Here is a 17,147-nt window from a genome sequence, read left to right as displayed (position 1 = left end):
TACTGCTGGCTGCCCGCGCATGGCGCCGGGCCGTCCGAGATTCCTGGAGTATCGATGCGATTGACCCTTGCCGGGCTGGCTGCCGCCAGCCTGATGGCCTGCCTGCCGGCGGCCCGCGCCGCCGCGCCCGCGGCAACCCCGGCCCCGTCCACCGCCGCGGCTTCGGCCACCGCTGCCCAGGCGGCGCCCGCCGGCACCGGCAGCAACGCGCTGGCGCCGGTGCTGCACACGCTGGAGATCGGCAACCCGATCCCGGCACTGCCCGACTGCGCCGACAAGCGCACGCCGGATGGCCGCGACGTGACAGCCTACTGCGTGGAACTGCGCGGCGACGGCGTGATGCGCCAGATCGGCGTGCCGCGCGACAAGCGCCCGTCCTTCATGGACGGCACGCACGTGGTTGCCTTCGTCGACGGTAACGCGCTGGTCGGCCTGATCGTGCCGACCACCGGCACGCGCGGCCAGCAGGCCGCGCTGGAGTCGCTGGTGGCCGGCTACGGCAAGCCGCTCCGTCAGCGCGAAGTCGAGGTCAAGGACCGCAACGGCAAGCCGCTCAAGACCGTGCACGCGGCCTGGGTCAAGGCGCCGTTGACGGTGGAGCTGTATGCGATCCCGGAAGAGGGCGACGAGGGCACCATCGAGATGCTGCTGCCGCAGGCGCGCAAGCTGATGACGGGCCAGAGCGATGCCATGGCCAAGCAGCTGGCGCCGGCCTCGGCGCCGGCCGCCAAGGCCGCACCCGAGCCGAAGGCCAAGGGCAAGGCCGCCTGGTAGCCCGGCTGCCCGCGCTGCGGCGCTGCCGGCATGGGCCGGCGCACCGCCTGCCTGGCAGACGTTCCTGCAGACCGTCCTACAGTCCTTCCATCACGCGATCCAGTCCGCGTACCACGCCGCGCAGCGTGTGCACCTTGCGGATGGCGAGCAGGGCGCCCGAGACATAGGGCCTGGAGCCGTCGCCCGCCTCGTGGCGCAGGTGCAGGCGCTGGCCGTCGGCGCCGAAGATGACCTCCACGCCGAGCTGGTAGCCGGGCAGGCGCACGGCGTGCACCTGGGTGCCCGACAGCGAGGCGCCGCGCGTCTCGACCGGGCCGTTGACCTTGTCCAGCGGCACCGTCAGTTCGGGCTGCCTGACCTGTCCCAGGCGATAGGCCAGTTCGCGCACGGTGCCGGACGGGGCATCGACCTTGCCGGCCTTGGCGTAGTCGATGATCTCCCACTGGTCCAGGTGGCGTGCGGCCATCTCGGCGAACTTCTGCAGCAGCACCACCGTGATGGCGAAGTTGCCGCAGGCCAGCACGCCCCGTCCGGCCTGGTGCGCGGCGGCGTCGATCTCGGCGTAGTCCTGGTCCGACAGGCCCGAGGTGCCCACCACCACGTGCGCGCCGTGACGCAGTGCCAGCAGGATGTTGTGCTTGGCTACCGCCGGCTTGGTGTACTCGACGTAGACGTCGCACGGCGTCTGCGCCAGCACGTCGATGCTGGCCGCCGCCACGCCCGGCGTGTCGGCATGGCCGGTCAGCTGCGCCAGCGGCTGTCCGGCGGCGCCGCGCGATAGGCCGGCCACCAGTTGCATATCGGGCGCATGCGCCACGCCGCGCGCCAGTTCGCTGCCGGCCCAGCCGGTCACGCCGCCGACGGCGACTCGGATGCGAGGGTTCATGGTGTGTCTCTCCTGGATGCTTGTTGCGGTTCGAGGTTCGTTGATGGGGACGGTCGGCGCGGCGGCCGCACCGCTGGCGCGTTCGCATGCGGCAGCATAGCGCCGCCGCGCCCGTCCTGCCGCGGGGCGATCCGGCTGGCGCCTGCGGCGGTGCTGCCCGGCACTATCCGGCACTACCCGGCAGCACGCCTGCGATCGATCTTGCGCGCCAGCACGATCGAGGTGGCGGTGTGGTTCACCCCCTCCAGCATGCCGATCTCGTCTAGCAGCTTGTCGAGCCGCGCGTGCGTGTCGCAGCGGATCACCGCCAGGTAGTCCACCGGCCCGCTGACCGAGTTCAGCTCTTCCACCTCGGGCAGGCGCTGCAGCGCGCGCACCACCGCGGGCGCGGCCTTGGGCTGCACCGAGATGCCGCAGAAGGCCAGGATGGCGTTGTCTTCCATCTGCTGGCCGAGGCGCACGCCATAGCCGGCGATCACGCCTTCGCGTTCCAGCCGGGCGATGCGCGCCACCACCGTGGTGCGCGCGATGCCCAGCTTGCGCGCAAGGTTGGCGGCGCTCTCGCGCGCGTTGGCCTGCAGCAGCGACAGCAGGTGGCGGTCGGTGGCGTCCAGTTCCGGCATCGGGTTCCTCCTTGCCTGGGTTGGGCGAGGCGCCGGGGCCGGCGCGCCGCTTGCATGTCGATGACTGTCGACGTTTGTCGATTCGTCGGGAATGTCTGTCGTTTCGACGGATTATGACTGGATATCGTCAATCTCGTGCCTTCATTCCGACGGAGCTGCGACCCATACTTCACACCAGAAGGCCGTCATGCAACGGCAGGTCAAGCACGAGAGGAGGTCCCATGACGATGCAAGGCAAACTGGCCCGCGCGGCCGATCCGGTGGGGGTGGCGGGCGGCGGCGGCGCGCGCGCGGGGCGCAGGCCCTGGCAGGTGGTGGTGCTGGGCGCGGGCAAGATCGGCCGCACCATCGCCGCCATGCTGCATGACAGCGGCGACTACCGCGTGCGCCTGGTCGACCGCGACGCGGCGCGGCTGCAGGGCCTGCCTGCCGGCATCGTCGGACAGGCCGGCGATCCCGCCGAGCCGGCCGCCTGCGCGGCGCTGCTGGCCGGCGCCGATGCGGTGCTCAACGCACTGCCCTTCCACGCGGCGGTCGGTGTCGCCACCCAGGCGGCGGCGCTCGGCGTCCACTACTTCGACCTGACCGAGGACGTCGCCGCGACCCAGGCCATCCGGCGCCTGGCCGACGGCGCGCGCTCGGTGCTGATGCCCCAGTGCGGGCTGGCGCCGGGCTTCATCGGCATCGTCGGGCACGACCTGGCGCAGCGCTTCCTGCGCGACGGCGGCGAACTGCTGGAACTGCGCATGCGCGTCGGCGCGCTGCCGCGCTACCCGAACAACGCGCTCAAGTACAACCTCACGTGGAGCACCGAGGGCCTGATCAACGAGTACTGCAATCCCTGCGAGGCCATCGTCGACGGCCGGCAGGTCGAAGTCCCCGCGCTGGAAGGGCTGGAGAGCTTCGCGCTGGACGGCGTCGAGTACGAGGCCTTCAATACGTCCGGCGGGCTGGGCACGTTGCCCGAGACGCTGGCCGGGCGCGCGCGCCAGGTCGACTACAAGTCGATCCGCTACCCGGGCCATTGCGCGGTGATGAAGCTGCTGCTCAACGACCTGCGCCTGCGCGACCGGCGCGAATGGCTGCGCGAGATCTTCGACAGCGCGATCCCGGTCACGCAGCAGGATGTGGTGATCGTCTTCGCCAGCGCCACGGGGTATCCTGCAGCGGGCGCCGCGGGCGCCGCGCCGCTGACGCAGGCTTCGTTCTCGGCGCGCATCGGCGGCGCCGACTCGCCGGCTGGCCACCTGAACGCGATCCAGCTCACCACCGCCGCCGGCATCTGCGCCGCGCTCGACCTGGTGGCACAGGGCGTGCTGCCGCAGGCCGGTTTCGTGCGGCAGGAGGCGATTGCGCTCGATGCCTTCCTGGCCAACCGTTTCGGCCGGCGCTACAGAAGCCATCCCTTGCAGGAGACGACGGCATGAAGACGCAGGACATCGCAGCATGCTGGCAGGCCATGGGCCTGCCGCGCCCGTGGTCGGACGGCGCGGGCACGGGCGCCGCGCTGGCGCTGCGCTCGCCCATCGACGGCGAGACCTACGGGCACCTGCCCGCCTGCAGCGAGGCCGAGGCCGGGCAGCGCATCCACCGCGCGCGCGAGGCGCAGAGCGCGTGGGCGCTGCTGCCCGCGCCGGCGCGCGGCGAGGTGGTGCGGCGCTTCGGCGAGGTGTTGCGCGAGCACAAGAAGGCGCTGGGGCGCCTGGTCTCGCTGGAGGCCGGCAAGATCCTGCAGGAAGGGCTGGGCGAGGTGCAGGAGATGATCGATATCTGCGACTTCGCGGTCGGCCTGTCGCGCCAGCTGCACGGCCTGACCATCGCCTCCGAGCGGCCGCAGCACGTGATGCGCGAGAGCTGGCACCCCTTCGGCCTGTGCGCGGTGATCTCGGCGTTCAATTTCCCGGTCGCGGTGTGGGCCTGGAACGCGGCGCTGGCGCTGGTGTGCGGCAATGGCGTGCTGTGGAAGCCGTCGGAGAAGACACCGCTGAGCGCGCTGGCCGCGCATGGCCTGCTCGAACGCGTGGTGGCCAACGCCGCGCCGCAGTATGCAGGCATCTCGGCGGTGCTGCCCGGCGGCCGGGCGCTGGGCAGCTACCTGGTCGAGCATCCGGCGGTGCGCCTGGTCAGTGCCACCGGCTCCACGCGCATGGGGCGTGAAGTCGGTGTGGCCTGCGCGCGCCACTTCAAGCGCAGCATCCTGGAGCTGGGCGGCAACAATGCCGCCATCGTGGCGCCGTCCGCCAACCTGGAGCTGGCGGTGCGTGCCATCACCTTCGCCGCGGCCGGTACCGCGGGCCAGCGCTGCACCTCGCTGCGGCGCCTGTTCGTGCATGCCGACCTGCTGCCGCAACTGGGCGAGCGCCTGGTGCAGGTACTGGGCCGGCTGCCAGTGGGCGACCCGCTCGAGGACGGCACGCTGGTGGGGCCGCTGATCGATGGCGACGCGGGCGATGCCATGGCCAACGCGCTGGCGGACTGCCGCGCGCAGGGCAATGTGGTGCACGGCGGCGAACGCCTGCTGGGCGAGCGCTATCCGCAGGCCTGCTACGTGCGGCCGGCGCTGGTGCTGACCGGCGAGCAGCACGACACCATGCTGACCGAGACTTTCGCGCCCATCCTCTACCTGATGCCCTACACCTCGCTGGACGAGGCCATCGCGCTGAACAACGCGGCACGGCACGGCCTGTCGTCCTGCCTCTTCACCGAGTCGCTGCGCGAGGCCGAGACCTTCCTGTCGGCGGCGGGCAGCGATTGCGGCATCGCCAACGTGAACATCGGCACCAGCGGTGCCGAGATCGGCGGGGCCTTCGGCGGCGAGAAGGAAACGGGCGGCGGTCGCGAATCGGGCTCGGATGCATGGAAGGGCTATATGCGGCGCGCCACCAATACCATCAACTATGGCGATGCGCTGCCGCTCGCGCAGGGGATTCGCTTCGACATCTAGTGCGGTGCAGGATGCCGGTCCGAGCGGGCGCGGAGCGTGGCGGGGAGGGGGTGACGCGCGCCGGGGTGACGCGCGCGATTCGTAGCGAATCGTAACAAGGGTTACAGCGCCTTGACGCTGTATTACGGGGAGTCCCCGTATAACGTTCTTAAGAACAGGAACGCCCCAAAGGACTCGCGATGAAGACGCTGTTGATCGGAATGGCGGCCGCAGCCGCCACGGCAATGCTCGGCGGTTGTGCCGTCTATCCGGCCTACCCCGCCTACCCGGCCTATGACGCCTATGGCGGCCCGGCCGTGGTTGCGCCTGCGCCGGCCTACGTGGCCCCGCCTGCCTACGTCGGCCCCTCGGTCTATTTCGGTTACGGCGGCGGCTACTACGGTGGTGGCCGGCGCTATCGCCACTGGCGCTGAGCGGGCAAGGGCCGGTGCGCCCCGGTGCGGGCCGGCCGGCTCAGGCCTGGCCGCTGAGGCCGGGCCAGCTGGGCGCCAGGGCCTGCGCCAGTTCGGGCAGATCGATCAGGTCGAGCACGCGGCCGACCGTGTGGTCGACCAGTTCGGCGATGGTGCGCGGCTTCTGGTAGAAGCCGGGCACCGGCGGAAAGACGATGCCGCCCATCTCGGTGACGGCCGTCATATTGCGCAGGTGCGCCAGGTTGAGCGGCGTCTCGCGCACCAGCAGCACCAGCCGGCGGCGCTCTTTCAGCGTGACGTCGGCGGCGCGCGTGATCAGGTTGTCGGAGAAGCCGTTCGCCACGGCGGCGAGGGTGCGCATGGAGCAGGGTGCGATCACCATCGCATGCGCGCGGAAGGACCCGCTGGCGATGGTGGCGCCTACGTCACGCACGTTATGCACCACGTCGGCCAGGGCCTCGACCTCGCCCTTGCCCATGTCCAGCTCGTGCTGCAGGTTCATCACGCCGGCGGGCGATACCAGCAGGTGGGTTTCGACCCCGGGCGCGCCGCGCAGCACCTGGGCCAGCCGCACGCCGTAGACGGCGCCGGTGGCCCCGGTGATGGCAATGATCACGCGCCGCGGCGCGGCGCCGCCGGCCGCGGGCGTGGCCGTCATGTTCAGCCCTTGAGCAGGGTCTGCAGTTCGCCGCTCTGATACATCTCCATCATGATGTCCGAGCCGCCGATGAATTCGCCGTTGACATAGAGCTGGGGAATGGTCGGCCAGTTGGCGTATTCCTTGATGCCCTGGCGGATGCCGTCATCTTCCAGCACGTTGACCGTGGTCGGCGCGTCGACGCCGCAGGCCTTCAGGATCTGGATGGCGCGGCCGGAGAAACCGCACATCGGGAACTGGGCGGTGCCCTTCATGAACAGCACGACCGGGCTGCCCTTGACGATCTGGTCGATCTTTTGTTGCACGTCACTCATGGTTTCACGTATCGGGTTGAGGCGATGCCGGCCGGGGCCGATGCCGCACGGGGAAATCGGAACAAGCGCGGGGGCGCGCCGTGCTGGGGCGGATTTTACTTGATTCGGGCCGGCCCTTCAGGGCCGGGCCAGGAGCGCCGCGGCGGTGCCTGCGTGGGTGGCGCCGCAGGCACCGCCGGCCCGCTCAGGTGACCAGCCGCCCGCCGCTGCAGCGCTCGTTGCCGCCCAGGTCGCGTGCGGTGGAGATCTCGGCGAAGCCCGCCGCGGCGAGCAGGCCGCGCGCGGCCTCGCCCTGGTCGTAGCCGTGCTCGACCAGCAGCCAGCCGCCGGGCGCCAGGCGGGCCGGGGCGCCGGCGGCGATCGTGCGCAGGTCGCCGAGGCCGTCGCCATGGTCGGTCAGGGCATCGACCGGCTCGAAGCGCAGGTCGCCCTGCACCAGATGCGGGTCGGCCGCGGCGATATAGGGCGGGTTGCTGATGATCAGGTCGAAGCGCACTGCTTCCGGCAGCGCTGCGTACCAGTCGGAGCGCAGGAAGCGCACATTGCCCGCGCCCAGCCGCGCGGCATTGTCCTGCGCCACCGCCAGCGCCGCCGGCGAGACATCGGTGGCCCAGACCTCGGCGTCGGGCCGCTCCAGCGCCAGGGTCAGCGCCAGGATGCCCGAGCCCGTGCCCATGTCCAGCAGATGCGGCCGCGCGCGGCCGTGCAGGCGCGCCAGCGCCGCCTCGACCGCGATCTCGGTGTCGGGCCGGGGGATCAGCACATCCGGCGTGACGCGGAAGACTCGGCCGAAGAACTCACGCTCGCCGAGCAGGTAGGCCATCGGTTCGCCCGCCAGCCGGCGTGCGACCAGCGCGGCCAGCGCCTCGCGGCGCGCAGGAGTGAGCGCCTCGTCGTCGCGGGTGATGAGCTGGGTGCGGCTGTAGCCGGTCAGGTGGCCCAGCAGCATGCGCGCCTCCAGCACCGGCAGGCCGGCCGCGGTGGCGAGCGCCTGCGCCTCGCGCAGGGTGGGCGAGGACGGCCAGCGGCCGCTATCTGGGTTATCTGGGCCGCTATCGGCGGCGGGTGGCGAGGCCTGGGGAGCTGACGGGGCGGCGGGTGCCGGGTGCGGCATGGTGTCTCGGGGTACGGGTAGGTCGGGCGGTGGCCGGCAGCAAAAAACCCCGCCGTGCCTTGCCGGACAGCATACGCCGGCGTGGCGGGGGCGGGGCCGTGCGGCGCAGCCTGGCCGCGCCGGTGGCCGGCCAGGAGCATGTCCCGGGGCCGGCCGGTACGTCCGGATTACTTGTTGACGGCGTCCTTGGCCTTGTCGGCAGCCGCGTTGACGGCGTCCTTGGCCGCATCCTTGGCATTGGCCATGGCGCTGGCGGCATCCGACTTGGCCTGCTCGGCGGCGGCGGAAGCCTGGCTGGCGGCATTGCCGGCGGCGGCCTTGGCCGCGTCGGCCGCATTGCTGGCAGCCGCGGCGGCATCGCTGGCAGCGGCCTTGGCGGAATCGGCGGCGTTCTGCATCGCGCTTTCGGCGCTGGTGGCAGGCGCTTCTTCCTTCTTGCTGCAAGCGGTGAGAGCGGCGGCGACCATCAGCAGTGCGAGCAACTTCTTCATGATTTCATCCTTTTGTCCGTTTCGAGGTGACGTTCGCCTGCCTTCTTGCGCGGCAGGTCCAGTCGCGTTCGATTATAGGAAGCGGCCCAGGCCATGCCAGTGCTGTTTCAAGCATTTACAACAGATACAAAGGCTTTCCGATCGTGCCGGATGTGCAAACAAAGGTGAGCGCACGGCATGGGGGGGCGCTCAGGCCTCTTCCCCCAGGGCTGCGAGCTGGTCTGCCTGGTGCTCGGCGGCCAGTGCGCCCACCAGTTCGTCGAGGTCGCCGTCCATGATGGCGTCGATCTTGTACAGCGTCAGGTTGATGCGGTGGTCGGTGACGCGGCCCTGCGGGAAGTTGTAGGTGCGGATGCGGTCGCTGCGGTCGCCCGAGCCGATCAGGTTGCGCCGCGTGCTGGCTTCCTTGGCCTGGGCGGCGCGCTCCTGCATGTCCTTGATGCGCGCCGCCAGCACCTTCATCGCCTTGTCCTTGTTGCGGTGCTGGCTGCGGTCGTCCTGGCACTCGACCACGATGCCGGTCGGCAGGTGGGTCAGGCGCACCGCGGAGTCGGTCTTGTTGACGTGCTGGCCGCCGGCGCCGGAAGCGCGGAAGGTGTCGATGCGCAGGTCGGCCGGGTTGATCTGCACTTCGCCCACCTCGTCGGCCTCGGGCATCACCGCCACCGTGCAGGCCGAGGTATGGATGCGGCCCTGCGCCTCGGTGGCCGGCACGCGCTGCACGCGGTGGCCGCCGGACTCGAACTTGAGCCGCGAGAAAGCCTTGTCGCCGGCGATGCGCACGATCACTTCCTTGTAGCCGCCCAGGTCGGATTCCGATTCGCTCATCACCTCGACCTGCCAGCGCTGGCGCTCGGCGTAGCGTGTGTACATGCGCAGCAGGTCGGCGGCGAACAGCGCGCTTTCCTCGCCGCCGGCGCCGGCGCGGATTTCCAGCAGCAGGTTGCGGTCGTCGTTGGGGTCCTTGGGCAGCAGCAGCGTCTGCAGGCTGCCCTCCAGCCCCTCCAGGCGCTCCTTCGCCACGGCGATCTCGTCGGCGGCGAAGTCCTTCATCTCGGGGTCGTCCAGCAGCGCCTGGGCGGTGGCCAGGTCGTCCTGGGCCTGGCGGTACTGGCCGTACTGTTCGGCCACCGGCGACAGTTCGGCGTGCTCGCGCGTCAGCTTGCGGTACTGCTCCATGTCGGCCGTGGCGTTCTCGCGCGCGAGCAGGGCGTTGACCTCTTCGAGTCGCTCGGCCAGTTGGTCGAGCTTGGCTTGCATGCTGGCTTTCATCGGGGGTTCGGCAATTCCGGGAGGGTGTTCTGGGACATCGCCGCCGCATCCGCGCCAGGCTGGGCAGGACGGCTGCGGGGGCTGGCGCCGCGCGGGCGGCTGGGCGGCTGGCGCGTGCCGCGAAGGCAGCGCGCGAAGGACGGGCGCGGCTAGCGCTCGGAGTGGCTGCTGTGGCGGAACAGGCCCGGCACCAGGCGCAGCAGTGCCTCGCGATCCTCGCCCTGGGTGTGGTTCAGGGCGTGGGTGGGGCCGTGCAGGAACTTGCGGGTGAGGGCGCCGGAGAGCGCCTCGAGCACGGCTTCGGGATCATCGCCGCGCGCCAGCATGCGGCGCGCGCGTTCCAGCTCGGCCTGGCGCATCGACTCGCCTTGCTGCTGCAGGTCGCGGATGACCGGTACCACGCTGCGGGTCTCCAGCCAGTGCATGAAGTTCTGCACGCGCGACTCGATGATCGCCTCGGCCTGGGCCACCGCCGCCTGGCGCATGGCATTGCCCTCGCGCACGATGGCGCCGAGGTCGTCCACGGTGTACAGGAAGACGTCGTCCAGGCGCGCCACCTCGGGCTCCACGTCGCGCGGAACGGCCAGGTCCACCATCATGATGGGGCGGTGCTTGCGGCGCTTGACCGCGCGTTCCACGGCGCCCAGCCCGATGATGGGCAGCGAGCTGGCGGTGCAGGAGACCACGATGTCGAACTCGTGCAGGCGCTCGCCCAGTTCGGACAGGCGGATCGCCTCGGTGGTCAGGCCCTGGCCGGAGAGCTGCTCGGCCAGCTTCTCGCCGCGTTCGACGGTGCGGTTGGCCACCACGATCTGGCGCGGCTGCTGCGCGGCGAAGTGGGTCGCGCACAGTTCGATCATCTCGCCCGCGCCGATGAACAGCACACGCTGCGTCGACACGCTCTCGAAAATGCGCTGCGCCAGCCGCACGGCCGCCGCCGCCATCGACACCGAATGCGCGCCGATCTCGGTCTGGCCGCGCACTTCCTTGGCCACGGCGAAGGTGCGCTGGAACAGCTGGTTCAGGTAGGTGCCCAGCGCGCCGGCCTCGCCGGCGGTGCGCACCGCATCCTTCAGCTGGCCGAGGATCTGGGTCTCGCCCAGCACCATCGAATCCAGGCCGCTGGCCACGCGGAAAGCGTGGCGCACCGCTTCCGACTGCGGCAGCGCATACAGGTGCGGCGCCAGTTCGCCGGCCGGCACGTTGTGATGCTGGGCCAGCCAGCGCAGCGTGTGCTCGAAGCCGTCCGAGCCGCTCACCAGGATGTCGGTGGCGCAGTAGATCTCGGTGCGGTTGCAGGTGGAGAGGATGGCGGCCTCGGTGCCGCTGCGGCCCGCAAGGTGATTGCGCAAGGTGCCCAGCGCGGGTTTGATCTGCTCAAGCGGAAACGCCACACGCTCGCGCAGCGAGACGGGTGCCGTGGTGTGATTGATGCCGATCGCGAGCAGTTGCATTCTTGCGGGGGTGCTTTCGGGGGCTTTTTTCTGGGCCGCGGTGATGCCGGAGGGCGTGGACGCGTATAAGGCGGCGTATACAGCGCGGACCGCTTTGCATTATACCGCCGGCGGTACAAATTGCTGGACGCGGACTTGATCTGGCTCAGGAGTCCGCCAAGTCTTATCCTTGCACGCTCGGCGGTGAATCGAGGGGGAGGGCGGCATCACTGCCGCAAGGCCCCCGAACGGGTGACTTTTGCGATACCTTGCATCCGGCGGCGGGCGGCAGGCCACGGCCGCCGGCACCGCAGCATTCAGGAAAACATATGGTGGGAATCTTGGTGGTCGGCGCCCTGGTCGGCCTCACGGGGCGCCAACTGCACCCGGTCGGGCGGCGCGTGGTCGGCTGGCGCGTCGCGCCGCTGCTGGGTGCGGTGGGGGCGGCGCTGGCCTTCTATGGCGGCCAGGCGCTGCGCTGGTTCATCGACGGGCAGATGATCGGCTGGGGCGCCGCGATCCTGGGCGCCGCCCTGCTGACGGCGCTGTGGGGGCTGGTGTTCCGGCGCGGGTGACACCGCCCCGCCCGCGGGCGGATCGTGCCGCCGCCGCTGCCTCAGCGGCGTGCCGCCAGGAAGCGGTTCAGCACGCCGCTGGAATAGTGGCTCGCCACCTCGCTGAGGAAGGCGGCGAAATCCACATGGGCGCTGTCGTCGGCACGGTCGGAAATGGTGCGCATCACCGCATAGGGCACGCCGTACTCATGGCATACCTGGCCCACTGCTGCGCCCTCCATCTCCACGGCCTGCAGCCCGGGCAGGCGCGCGCGCAGTTCGGCCACCGCGGCCGGCGCGCCGATGAACTGGTCGCCGCTGGCGATCAGCCCGAGGTGCAGCGCGGGCGCGCTGACGCCGAAGCGCGCGCGCACCGGCGCCGGCACGGCCTCGGCCAGGTCCAGGCGCAGGAAGTCCTCGGTGGCCTGGCGCAGGGCCGCGGTGAGGGCGGCATCGGTGGCGAAGCTGGCTTGTTCCAGCAGCGGCACCTCGTGGCGGGGGAAGAAGGGACGGGCGTCGAGGTCGTGCTGCAGCGTGGCGTCGGCGATCACCACGTCGCCCACGTGCGTGGCATCGCCCACACCGCCGGCCAGGCCGGTGAAGACGATCTCGCTGGCACCGAATTCGCGGATCAGCGTCACCGTGGTGGCCGCCGCCGCCACCTTGCCCATGCGCGCCAGCACCAGCACGCAGGGCTGGCCGTGCAGGGTGCCGACGTGGTAGTCGCGCATGCCGACGCGGTGTACCGTGGCCTTCGCATCCTCGTGCCGCATGGCGGCGATCAGCGCGTCGACTTCGTCGTGGATGGCGGCAAGGATGCCCAGGGTCATGGCAGGTCAGGGCGCGGCCAGGCGCCGGTAGTGATCGGACAAGGCGCCAAGGATACCGGGCAGGCGCGGCCCGCGCAAAGCACCGGCGGCCCGCTGCGGGCGCCCTGGATGCGGCAGGCGGATGCGACGGCGGATGCGTAGTGGCAGTCGCTTTGCTACAGTGCATCTCATCGCGTCCATCCCTTCCCTGCCCATGCCTTCCTCTCCGATGCAGTTGCTGCGCGAGCGGCGCGCGATCCGCCAGGCCCTGGCCGGCTGGCGCCGCGACGGCGTATTGGTGCCGGCGGCCGCCAGGCTGGCCTGGACCCGCACCGAGCCCGGCGCGGCCGACTGGCGCGGCTGGCTCGACCTCGCCTTGCTCGCGCTGGGCGCGGCGCTGTTGTGCGTCGGCGTCATCGTCTTCTTCGCCTTCAACTGGCAGGACCTGCACAAGTTCGCCAAGTTCGGCCTGCTGGCCGCGCTGATCACCGCTCTGGCGGCCTTCGCCCTGCCGCGCCGGCCCGGCGACCTCGCGGCCCAGGCGGCGCTGGCCGGCGCGCAGGTGCTCACGGGCGCGCTGCTGGCCGTGATCGGGCAGGTCTACCAGACCGGCGCCGATGCCTGGCAGCTGTTCGCCCTGTGGGCGCTGCTGGCCGTGCCCTGGGCCCTGGCGGCGCGCGCCGCGCCGCACTGGTGGGTGGTGCTGGTGGTGGGCAATGTGGCGCTGCTGCGCTACTGCAGCATCCGCCTGGGCGTGGGCGGCATGTTCGAACTGCTGTTCGGCGAGCGTGGCGGCCTTGCCACCAGCCTGCTGCTGCTGCTGGCCACCGCGGTGCAACTGGCGCTGTGGTACGGCCTGTGCGCGCTGGCGCCGGCGCTGGGCTTCCGCGGCCAGGCCGGGGCCCGCATCGCGGGCGCGCTGGCCTGCGCCTACGCCACCTGGCTGGGCCTGGCCAGCCTGCTGCAGTCCGCGGTTGCCGGCGGCTACTACCTGTGTGCCCTGGCCGCGCTGGCCGCGCTCGGTGCCTGGGTCTACCTGCGCGCCTTCGATATCGTGCTGCTCAGCCTGGCGAGCTTCAGCGCCATCGTGCTGGGGATCGGCGGGGCCGGCCACTGGCTGCTGCGCGGCAGCGCCGACTACGGCGTCTTCCTGCTGCTGGGCCTGCTGACCGTGGCCCTGGCCGGCGGCGCGGCCAGCTGGCTGCTGCGGGCGCACCGCCGCCACGTGATGGGAGCGCAGGCATGAGCACGATGCATCCGGACGACACGTCCCGTTCGACCCGCCGCGCCGTGCGCAAGGTCTGGGACGATTTCTCCGCGCGCGGCATGGCCAGCGGCGCCTATACCGAAGCCGTGCGCGCCCCGTGGGCGGTGCGCGTGCTGATGGGCGGCGCCGGCTGGCTGGGCGCGCTGTTCTTCCAGCTCTTCCTGGTCGGCAGCGTCTTCCTGGCCGCGCGCGACAACGGCTGGGCCATGGCGCTGTGCGGCGCCGCGATGGTCGCACTGGCCTACGTGCTGTACCGGCGCCGCCTCGGCGGCATCGCGCTGGAACAGTTCGCGCTGGCCATCAGCCTGAGCGGCCAGGGCATGGTGATCCTGGGCGCGGCCAAGGGGGTCGCCTTCGAGCGCGCGCTGGAGTCGGCCGGCTTCTGGGCCGGCATCGCCGCGTTCCAGGCGCTGCTGTTCGCCGTGGTGCCCAACCGCCTGCACCGGCTGCTGTGCGCCTTGACGGCCTGGGGCGCGCTCGCGGTGACCGCGCAGCGCCTGATCGGACCGTCCGCCCTCGACGGCTGGCTGGCCTATCCCTGGCCGCTGGTGGGGCTGGTGCCGCTGGCCTGCGTGCTGCTGATCGCCTTCACCAACAACGAGGCACAGCTGTGCACCGCCGACCGGCTGGACTGGGCCGAACCCGCCGCCGATGCGACCTTGCTGTTCGCCCTGGGCGGCGCCCTCATGCTGACCGGCGCCGACCGGCCCTGGCTGCTCGCGACAGGCGGGGCGGCGCCGATCGGCATGCACTGGCACGCCGGCGCCGTGCTGGCTTTCCTGCTGGCCGTGTTCGCGGCCGCGGAAGCGCGCCGCCTCGAACTGCCCAATGCCGCCGGCCTGCCCGCGGTGATCGTCGCACTGGCGCTCGGCGGCCTGATGGCGGGCGCGCCGGCCGTCAGCGTCGGCGTGCTGGCCCTGGGGCTGGCGCTGCGGCGTGCCTCGCTGCCCTGGCTCGGATTGGGCGTGGCCACGTTGCTGGCGGGTTTCACCTGGTACTACAGCGCGCTGAGCTGGACCCTGCTCGCCAAGTCGGCCACGCTGGCCGGCGCCGGCGTGCTGGTCCTGCTGGCGCGCGTCGTGCTGCTGCGCCGCGGCGGCACCAAGGAGCTGCGATGAAACGCTGGATCCTGATCGCCTGGGCCCTGACGCTGGGCGTGGCCGCTTTCGGCATCGCCGGCAAGGAACGGCTGCTGGCCGGCGGCCAGACCGTCTACCTGCGCCTGGCCCCGGTGGACCCGCGCTCGCTGATGCAGGGCGACTACATGGCGCTGAACTTCGCCATCGGCAACGCCATCCGCGAAGCGCGCCGGCAGCACGACCTGCCGGACGCCCGCGCGGGCGTTGCCGTGGTCACGCTCGACGCCCGGCGCGAAGCCGTCTTCGTGCGCCTGCACGGCAGCGAAGCGCTCGCGCCCGGCGAACGGCTGCTGCGCTACCAGACCGTGCCCACACGCTGGGGCGGCGTGCAGGTCCAGGTCTCGACCGACGCCTTCTTCTTCCAGGAGGGGCAGGCGGCGCGTTTCGAGCACGCGAAGTACGGCGAGTTCCGTGTCGGGGATGATGGAACGGCGGTGCTGGTGAAGGTGGTGGGGGAGGGGCTGGAGGCGTTGTGAGATGTGGCGGCGCTGCGCTTGCCAAGGCTGCGCAGAGGATTTTCACCGCACACTGTTTGCGTATCAAAGCGCAACATTCCCTGGGCCCCTCCGGGAGTACGCTTCATCTCGTCGCATGCAAAGCGACCGGGATTGACAGCCCGAATACACAGGCAATCCACAGGCAATCGTTTAGCCCAGGAGGCAAATGCCATGTATCGGTCTTTGACTGTCAGGATCCGGACCTGCCTATTGCCCGGTGTCAGCGCTCCCATCATTTGTAGCGAGCCCCCCGTTCCGCGGGCGTCCTCTGGGTGGGGGATGGCTGACCATGCTTAAACACACCCGTTCCAACCTCACTGCCGAGCAAGGCCCCTCGGCCATCTTCCTGACCCGCCATTTCGCCCTCGAAACGCCATTGAGCGTGGCAGCGGAGAAGGCGGCACAACTGCACGGCCTGCTGTACCTGCTCCGGGACTGCGCGACCGGCGACGGCGCCTTCGAGACACTGGAGCCGGAACCGCAGGACGGCATCCTGTCGCTGGCGGCGGACCTGGCTCATGAAACGCTGGTGATGAGCGAGATGGCGGTCCTGCAGGACAGGACGGATGCTAATCGGACCTGAACGTTCCAATCCGATGCATTGCGTTGATGGAAGGCCAAGGGCCCCACGCGGGCCCTTGGCCTCAGCGCGACGGCTTCGGGTTCCGATGTCGGGTGCGATGGTTCGGCATTGCAGGCACACACTGACCGGATCCGCAGCGCGGCTGTTCTCCAGAGGCATCCACTATCTGCATCTCGATGCGAAGGCCCGCCATCGCAGCCATGCCGACGAGCGATTCGAGATCGAACTGGTGGATTCTGCCGCGCATGAGTTCTGCGATGCGTGCCTGCGGTACGCCGAATAGCGTGGCCGCCTGTGACTCATTCCTGGCCGTGCTGGCGAGATGGTCCTTGAGGGCCAGCATCAGCGCTGAGCGTAGCTTCATGTTCTGGACGCCAACGGGCCTGCTTTCGATGGCTTTCCGAGTGACTTGAAATGGCGACAGGGGCATGGTTCCTCTTCGTTGCGTGCTTGGACTTTCCTCAAGTAGAAGTGCCTGCCCGGACCAGAGACCGTATCGACATCGGCACGTCTGCCTGTCAGCGGCATTTGCGCGACCGGCTTCCGGTAGGCGTTGTGATTGTGTGGGCGTTGACTTTCCCTTTCTGTGTCCGTTTGTGCCGATTGCGTGCAAGATTCGGCCTCGCGACATGGGCTCGTTCCGTATCAGAACGTCACGTTTTCCATACGGAATTGCAGATACGCTTCGCCTCCAGTCCTTGGCTTCCCGACAGGAGCCTGATGGCCCCGCAGCAAGTCGAAGCCGAGCGGCCGCGCAACACCAAGCTCTGGATGACGCAGCATATGCCGGGCGGAACCTATCAGGTGATGACCGATCAACCCGCCTTCTCTGCGGAGATCGACCTGGACCAGGCGCACGCGGGAAGTCGCTCCTTTCGCAAGTTGTGCAGCGAATTCAGGCGGGAAGCTCTGCGTTTGCCAGCGTGATCGCTGTGGGAGGCCAGAGACAGGGCCTCGCAACGGCTCGCTCTCAAGCCAATGCGCGCCTGAGTTTGACGGCACGACTGTCACTCATCTGTCACCAACGAAAAAGCCCTGCCAGACAGGCCAGGGCTTGAAAGACGGGCGCTTCGCGAACGGCCCGCCACCAGTATCGGCAGTCGGCGCGCGTTTGCCCAGGCGATTCGTGCCACCGTCGCGGCGGCGCAACGACGGTGTGCCGGGGGAGCGACGTCCCGGGTGCTGGCGATGCGTGGTGTGCTGTCCCGGTATCGCGCGGTGGCTCGCGGCAGGTCATCTTCGCCGGTGCACGCGCGAGATTAACTCGTTTGCGTGATGGGACGGTTGCCGCCGCCCCGGCATACTGGGTTCCAGCGGCAGCCCGGCGCGGCAGCTCCGCCTCGTGCGGCAACCTGCGGCGCGCCGCGGGCAACGAC

The 17,147-nt window shown here is 70.4% G+C and carries 20 protein-coding genes; 10 read left to right on the top strand and 10 right to left on the bottom strand.

Features of this window, described 5'->3' with window-relative positions:
* Positions 1-54: 54 nt before the first annotated feature.
* Positions 55-774 (top strand): hypothetical protein, encoded by a 720-nt coding sequence (locus tag BKK81_RS18260; RefSeq protein WP_071015813.1) that lies wholly within the window; start codon positions 55-57, stop codon positions 772-774.
* 76 nt (positions 775-850) lie between these two features.
* Here the strand turns inward: BKK81_RS18260 and dapB are convergent, their stop codons facing one another.
* Both dapB and BKK81_RS18250 read right to left on the bottom strand, forming a co-directional pair.
* The gene (gene dapB, locus BKK81_RS18255; protein WP_071015812.1) at positions 851-1,660 is read right to left on the bottom strand and encodes a 4-hydroxy-tetrahydrodipicolinate reductase; all 810 of its coding nucleotides are present in this window, start codon (positions 1,658-1,660) and stop codon (positions 851-853) included.
* 173 nt (positions 1,661-1,833) lie between these two features.
* A complete protein-coding gene (locus BKK81_RS18250; protein WP_071015810.1) occupies positions 1,834-2,283 on the bottom strand; it encodes an Lrp/AsnC family transcriptional regulator in 450 nt (149 codons plus the stop codon).
* A gap of 221 nt (positions 2,284-2,504) precedes the next feature.
* Between BKK81_RS18250 and BKK81_RS18245 the strand changes: the two genes are divergently transcribed.
* The 3 genes from BKK81_RS18245 (at position 2,505) to BKK81_RS18235 (ending at position 5,640) form a co-directional block, all read left to right on the top strand.
* Entirely contained in the window at positions 2,505-3,710 is a 1,206-nt protein-coding gene (locus BKK81_RS18245; RefSeq protein WP_442873228.1) for a saccharopine dehydrogenase C-terminal domain-containing protein, read from the top strand.
* Entirely contained in the window at positions 3,707-5,227 is a 1,521-nt protein-coding gene (gene amaB / locus BKK81_RS18240) for an L-piperidine-6-carboxylate dehydrogenase (RefSeq protein WP_071015808.1), read from the top strand. Before BKK81_RS18245 ends, amaB begins: the two co-directional genes overlap by 4 nt.
* A 179-nt stretch (positions 5,228-5,406) precedes the next feature.
* A complete protein-coding gene (locus BKK81_RS18235) occupies positions 5,407-5,640 on the top strand; it encodes a hypothetical protein (RefSeq protein WP_071015806.1) in 234 nt (77 codons plus the stop codon).
* A 40-nt stretch (positions 5,641-5,680) separates the two neighbouring features.
* On the opposite strand, the gene BKK81_RS18230 is transcribed toward BKK81_RS18235, so the two are convergent.
* The 6 genes from BKK81_RS18230 to hemA all read right to left on the bottom strand — a co-directional run bounded on the left by BKK81_RS18230 (position 5,681) and on the right by hemA (position 10,943).
* A complete protein-coding gene (locus tag BKK81_RS18230; protein WP_071015804.1) occupies positions 5,681-6,298 on the bottom strand; it encodes a UbiX family flavin prenyltransferase in 618 nt (205 codons plus the stop codon).
* Between the two features lie 2 nt (positions 6,299-6,300).
* Positions 6,301-6,612 carry a Grx4 family monothiol glutaredoxin gene (gene grxD / locus BKK81_RS18225; RefSeq protein ID WP_071015802.1) on the bottom strand — a complete coding sequence of 104 codons (312 nt, stop codon included), beginning with the start codon at positions 6,610-6,612 and terminating at the stop codon, positions 6,301-6,303.
* Between the two features lie 184 nt (positions 6,613-6,796).
* Positions 6,797-7,726: a peptide chain release factor N(5)-glutamine methyltransferase gene (prmC, locus tag BKK81_RS18220; protein WP_083384168.1), complete on the bottom strand. Its 930-nt coding sequence runs from the start codon at positions 7,724-7,726 to the stop codon at positions 6,797-6,799.
* Positions 7,727-7,893: 167 nt separating this feature from the next.
* Positions 7,894-8,217 (bottom strand): hypothetical protein, encoded by a 324-nt coding sequence (locus BKK81_RS18215; RefSeq protein WP_071015801.1) that lies wholly within the window; start codon positions 8,215-8,217, stop codon positions 7,894-7,896.
* Positions 8,218-8,406: 189 nt separating this feature from the next.
* Positions 8,407-9,489: a peptide chain release factor 1 gene (gene prfA, locus BKK81_RS18210; RefSeq protein ID WP_071015799.1), complete on the bottom strand. Its 1,083-nt coding sequence runs from the start codon at positions 9,487-9,489 to the stop codon at positions 8,407-8,409.
* 149 nt (positions 9,490-9,638) lie between these two features.
* Positions 9,639-10,943, bottom strand: coding sequence for a glutamyl-tRNA reductase (gene hemA, locus BKK81_RS18205; protein WP_071015797.1), 1,305 nt, complete (start codon positions 10,941-10,943; stop codon positions 9,639-9,641).
* A gap of 308 nt (positions 10,944-11,251) precedes the next feature.
* On the opposite strand from hemA, the gene BKK81_RS18200 reads away from it, so the two are divergent.
* Positions 11,252-11,497: a hypothetical protein gene (locus BKK81_RS18200; RefSeq protein ID WP_071015795.1), complete on the top strand. Its 246-nt coding sequence runs from the start codon at positions 11,252-11,254 to the stop codon at positions 11,495-11,497.
* A 41-nt stretch (positions 11,498-11,538) separates the two neighbouring features.
* On the opposite strand, the gene BKK81_RS18195 is transcribed toward BKK81_RS18200, so the two are convergent.
* Complete coding sequence (locus BKK81_RS18195) at positions 11,539-12,306, bottom strand: 5'-methylthioadenosine/adenosylhomocysteine nucleosidase (RefSeq protein WP_071015793.1); 768 nt, start codon at positions 12,304-12,306, stop codon at positions 11,539-11,541.
* 193 nt (positions 12,307-12,499) lie between these two features.
* Between BKK81_RS18195 and BKK81_RS18190 the strand changes: the two genes are divergently transcribed.
* The 4 genes from BKK81_RS18190 (at position 12,500) to BKK81_RS18175 (ending at position 15,771) form a co-directional block, all read left to right on the top strand.
* Positions 12,500-13,531, top strand: coding sequence for a DUF2157 domain-containing protein (locus tag BKK81_RS18190; protein ID WP_231907948.1), 1,032 nt, complete (start codon positions 12,500-12,502; stop codon positions 13,529-13,531).
* Entirely contained in the window at positions 13,528-14,670 is a 1,143-nt protein-coding gene (locus BKK81_RS18185; protein WP_231907947.1) for a DUF4401 domain-containing protein, read from the top strand. Before BKK81_RS18190 ends, BKK81_RS18185 begins: the two co-directional genes overlap by 4 nt.
* Positions 14,667-15,167 carry a GDYXXLXY domain-containing protein gene (locus BKK81_RS18180; RefSeq protein WP_071015786.1) on the top strand — a complete coding sequence of 167 codons (501 nt, stop codon included), beginning with the start codon at positions 14,667-14,669 and terminating at the stop codon, positions 15,165-15,167. The genes BKK81_RS18185 and BKK81_RS18180 overlap by 4 nt, the downstream gene beginning before the upstream one ends.
* Positions 15,168-15,477: 310 nt before the next feature.
* The gene (locus BKK81_RS18175; RefSeq protein WP_071015784.1) at positions 15,478-15,771 is read left to right on the top strand and encodes a hypothetical protein; all 294 of its coding nucleotides are present in this window, start codon (positions 15,478-15,480) and stop codon (positions 15,769-15,771) included.
* A 61-nt stretch (positions 15,772-15,832) separates the two neighbouring features.
* Here the strand turns inward: BKK81_RS18175 and BKK81_RS18170 are convergent, their stop codons facing one another.
* Positions 15,833-16,201, bottom strand: coding sequence for a helix-turn-helix domain-containing protein (locus tag BKK81_RS18170; RefSeq protein WP_071015782.1), 369 nt, complete (start codon positions 16,199-16,201; stop codon positions 15,833-15,835).
* Between the two features lie 290 nt (positions 16,202-16,491).
* Between BKK81_RS18170 and BKK81_RS18165 the strand changes: the two genes are divergently transcribed.
* Positions 16,492-16,698, top strand: a complete 207-nt coding sequence (locus BKK81_RS18165) for a hypothetical protein (RefSeq protein ID WP_071015780.1) — start codon at positions 16,492-16,494, stop codon at positions 16,696-16,698.
* Positions 16,699-17,147: the final 449 nt, after the last annotated feature.

The organism is Cupriavidus sp. USMAHM13, from assembly GCF_001854285.1.
GTDB classification, from domain to species: Bacteria; Pseudomonadota; Gammaproteobacteria; order Burkholderiales; family Burkholderiaceae; genus Cupriavidus; species Cupriavidus malaysiensis.
This window is presented reverse-complemented; position numbering and strand designations above follow the sequence as displayed.

Bases quoted from the DNA above. Each gene is read 5' to 3' on its own strand.
- BKK81_RS18260 (WP_071015813.1), top strand. From the start codon at position 55: ATGCGATTGACCCTTGCCGGGCTGGCTGCCGCCAGCCTGATGGCCTGC.
- dapB (WP_071015812.1), bottom strand. From the start codon at position 1,660: ATGAACCCTCGCATCCGAGTCGCCGTCGGCGGCGTGACCGGCTGGGCC.
- BKK81_RS18250 (WP_071015810.1), bottom strand. From the start codon at position 2,283: ATGCCGGAACTGGACGCCACCGACCGCCACCTGCTGTCGCTGCTGCAG.
- BKK81_RS18245 (WP_442873228.1), top strand. From the start codon at position 2,505: ATGACGATGCAAGGCAAACTGGCCCGCGCGGCCGATCCGGTGGGGGTG.
- amaB (WP_071015808.1), top strand. From the start codon at position 3,707: ATGAAGACGCAGGACATCGCAGCATGCTGGCAGGCCATGGGCCTGCCG.
- BKK81_RS18235 (WP_071015806.1), top strand. From the start codon at position 5,407: ATGAAGACGCTGTTGATCGGAATGGCGGCCGCAGCCGCCACGGCAATG.
- BKK81_RS18230 (WP_071015804.1), bottom strand. From the start codon at position 6,298: ATGACGGCCACGCCCGCGGCCGGCGGCGCCGCGCCGCGGCGCGTGATC.
- grxD (WP_071015802.1), bottom strand. From the start codon at position 6,612: ATGAGTGACGTGCAACAAAAGATCGACCAGATCGTCAAGGGCAGCCCG.
- prmC (WP_083384168.1), bottom strand. From the start codon at position 7,726: ATGCCGCACCCGGCACCCGCCGCCCCGTCAGCTCCCCAGGCCTCGCCA.
- BKK81_RS18215 (WP_071015801.1), bottom strand. From the start codon at position 8,217: ATGAAGAAGTTGCTCGCACTGCTGATGGTCGCCGCCGCTCTCACCGCT.
- prfA (WP_071015799.1), bottom strand. From the start codon at position 9,489: ATGAAAGCCAGCATGCAAGCCAAGCTCGACCAACTGGCCGAGCGACTC.
- hemA (WP_071015797.1), bottom strand. From the start codon at position 10,943: ATGCAACTGCTCGCGATCGGCATCAATCACACCACGGCACCCGTCTCG.
- BKK81_RS18200 (WP_071015795.1), top strand. From the start codon at position 11,252: ATGGTGGGAATCTTGGTGGTCGGCGCCCTGGTCGGCCTCACGGGGCGC.
- BKK81_RS18195 (WP_071015793.1), bottom strand. From the start codon at position 12,306: ATGACCCTGGGCATCCTTGCCGCCATCCACGACGAAGTCGACGCGCTG.
- BKK81_RS18190 (WP_231907948.1), top strand. From the start codon at position 12,500: ATGCCTTCCTCTCCGATGCAGTTGCTGCGCGAGCGGCGCGCGATCCGC.
- BKK81_RS18185 (WP_231907947.1), top strand. From the start codon at position 13,528: ATGAGCACGATGCATCCGGACGACACGTCCCGTTCGACCCGCCGCGCC.
- BKK81_RS18180 (WP_071015786.1), top strand. From the start codon at position 14,667: ATGAAACGCTGGATCCTGATCGCCTGGGCCCTGACGCTGGGCGTGGCC.
- BKK81_RS18175 (WP_071015784.1), top strand. From the start codon at position 15,478: ATGCTTAAACACACCCGTTCCAACCTCACTGCCGAGCAAGGCCCCTCG.
- BKK81_RS18170 (WP_071015782.1), bottom strand. From the start codon at position 16,201: ATGCCCCTGTCGCCATTTCAAGTCACTCGGAAAGCCATCGAAAGCAGG.
- BKK81_RS18165 (WP_071015780.1), top strand. From the start codon at position 16,492: ATGGCCCCGCAGCAAGTCGAAGCCGAGCGGCCGCGCAACACCAAGCTC.